Source organism: Phenylobacterium sp. (assembly GCF_004799395.1).
Classification (GTDB): Bacteria; Pseudomonadota; Alphaproteobacteria; order Caulobacterales; family Caulobacteraceae; genus Phenylobacterium.
In genome coordinates this window covers 1-2,045 of the sequence record NZ_SSMZ01000042.1, presented here as the reverse complement: position 1 = coordinate 2,045, position 2,045 = coordinate 1, and the positions used below count along the sequence as shown (strand labels likewise).

At 65.9% G+C, this 2,045-nt stretch carries 5 protein-coding genes; all 5 read left to right on the top strand.

Annotated elements, in window-relative coordinates; genetic code table 11:
* Positions 1-193, top strand: a 193-nt coding sequence (gene rpsN / locus E8A12_RS02980) for a 30S ribosomal protein S14 (RefSeq protein WP_293366270.1), incomplete at its 5' end; no start/stop codon positions are given.
* Between the two features lie 12 nt (positions 194-205).
* Entirely contained in the window at positions 206-601 is a 396-nt protein-coding gene (gene rpsH / locus E8A12_RS02975; protein ID WP_293366269.1) for a 30S ribosomal protein S8, read from the top strand.
* Position 602: 1 nt separating this feature from the next.
* Positions 603-1,136, top strand: coding sequence for a 50S ribosomal protein L6 (gene rplF, locus E8A12_RS02970; protein ID WP_293366268.1), 534 nt, complete (start codon positions 603-605; stop codon positions 1,134-1,136).
* 3 nt (positions 1,137-1,139) lie between these two features.
* On the top strand, positions 1,140-1,499 hold the full coding sequence (gene rplR / locus E8A12_RS02965) for a 50S ribosomal protein L18 (protein WP_293366267.1): 360 nt from the start codon (positions 1,140-1,142) through the stop codon (positions 1,497-1,499).
* Between the two features lie 10 nt (positions 1,500-1,509).
* On the top strand, positions 1,510-2,045 hold a 536-nt coding region (gene rpsE / locus E8A12_RS02960; protein ID WP_293366266.1), incomplete at its 3' end, for a 30S ribosomal protein S5.

Genomic DNA, 2,045 nt, shown 5'->3' with positions numbered 1-2,045 from the left:
GGAAGAACGTTTCGAAGCCCGGCTGAAGCTGGCGGAACTGCCGCGTTCGTCGTCCAAGACCCGCATCCGTAACCGATGCCTGGTGACGGGACGCCCGCGCGCCTACTACCGCAAGCTGAAGATGAGCCGGATCTCCCTGCGCGACCTCGGTTCGCACGGGCTGATCCCCGGCCTCGTCAAGTCGAGCTGGTAGGGGAGGTCACAGATGGTCAACGATCCCATCGGCGATCTGATCGCCCGCATCAAGAACGCCGCGCAGCGCGGCCGTTCGAAGGTGATGACGCCCGCGTCGAAGATGCGCGCCCGTCTCCTCGACGTGCTCACCGACGAAGGTTACATCCGCGGCTACCACTTGGTGGAAAAGCCCGGCGCCTTCCCGGAATTCGAGATCGAGCTGAAGTACTTCGATGGCGCCCCCGTCATCGTCGACATCGCCCGCATCTCGAAGCCTGGCCGTCGCGTCTATTCGTCGATCAAGGACCTGAAGCCCGTGAAGAACGGCCTCGGGATCTCGATCCTGTCGACGCCGAAGGGCGTCATGTCGGACACGGCCGCGCGCGACGCGAACGTGGGCGGCGAAGTCCTCTGCCGGGTCTACTGATATGTCTCGTATCGGAAAGAAGGCGGTCGCGGTCCCCAATGGGGTGACGGTGACCCTCGACGGCCAGACGGTCACGGTGAACGGGCCCAAGGGCCAGCTCGCCTGGACGGTCGCCGAAGAGATCGAAGTGCGCCAGGAGAACGGCGAACTAACGCTCTCCAAGAAGGTCGAGGGCCAGCGCGCCCAGGCCATGTGGGGCCTGTCCCGCAGCCTGGTCGCCAACATGGTCGCCGGCGTCACCACCGGTTTCGAGCAGACGCTGGAACTGGTTGGCGTCGGCTATCGCGCGGCGATGAAGGGCCAGGCGCTCTCCATGCAGCTCGGCTTCAGCCACGACGTGGAGATCCCGGCCCCGGCCGGCATCGCCTTCGCCGTGCCGAAGCAGACCGAGATCAAGATCAGCGGTATCGACAAGCAAGCCGTCGGTGAGATGGCCGCCCGCATCCGCCGCATCCGTCCGCCGGAGCCCTACAAGGGCAAGGGCGTGCGCTACGCCGGCGAGCAGGTGCGCCGCAAGGAAGGCAAGAAGAAGTAGGTCATGGCCCTTTCCTCCCGAGATTCATCGCAGAAGCGCGCGCAACGTACGCGCACCCGCCTGCGCAAGCTGGCCAACGGGCGTCCGCGCCTTTCGGTCTTCCGCTCGTCCAAGAACATCTACGCCCAGGTCATCGATGATGAGCGTGGCGTGACGCTCGCCGCCGCTTCGTCGCTGGAAAGCGGCGAGAAGAAGGTCAAGGGCGCCGACAAGGACGCCGCAGCCCGCGTGGGCGCTCTGGTGGCCCAACGGGCCATCGAAAAGGGCGTCAAGGACGTGGTCTTCGATCGCGGTGGCTATCTTTATCACGGCCGGGTGAAGGCGCTGGCGGATGCCGCGCGTGAAGCCGGCCTGAACTTCTAAGGAACGCTAGATGGCTCGCAGGGACGACAACCGCGGCGGCAATCGCAACAATCGCGAAGAAGAACGCGATAGCGAAATCGTCGAAAAGCTGGTGCACATCAACCGCGTCGCCGCCACCGTGAAGGGCGGGCGCAGGTTCTCCTTCGCCGCTCTCATGGTCGTTGGCGACCAGAAGGGCCGCGTGGGCTTCGGTCACGGCAAGGCGCGTGAAGTGCCGGAAGCCATCCGCAAGGCGACCGAAGAAGCCAAGAAGACCATGATCCGCGTGCCGCTGCGCGAAAGCCGCACCCTGCACCACGACGGCAATGGCCGCTGGGGCGCGGGCAAGGTGATGGTCCGCTCGGCGCCTCCCGGCACCGGCGTCATCGCCGGCGGTCCGATGCGTGCGGTGCTGGAAACCCTGGGCGTCCAGGACGTGGTCGGCAAGTCGGTCGGCTCGTCCAACCCCTACAACATGGTGCGCGCGACCTTCGAGGCGCTGAAGGCTCAGTCTTCGCCCCGCCAGGTCGCCGCCAAGCGCGGCAAGAAGGTGTCTGATGTCATCGG

Bases quoted from the DNA above. Each gene is read 5' to 3' on its own strand.
- rpsH (WP_293366269.1), top strand. From the start codon at position 206: ATGGTCAACGATCCCATCGGCGATCTGATCGCCCGCATCAAGAACGCC.
- rplF (WP_293366268.1), top strand. From the start codon at position 603: ATGTCTCGTATCGGAAAGAAGGCGGTCGCGGTCCCCAATGGGGTGACG.
- rplR (WP_293366267.1), top strand. From the start codon at position 1,140: ATGGCCCTTTCCTCCCGAGATTCATCGCAGAAGCGCGCGCAACGTACG.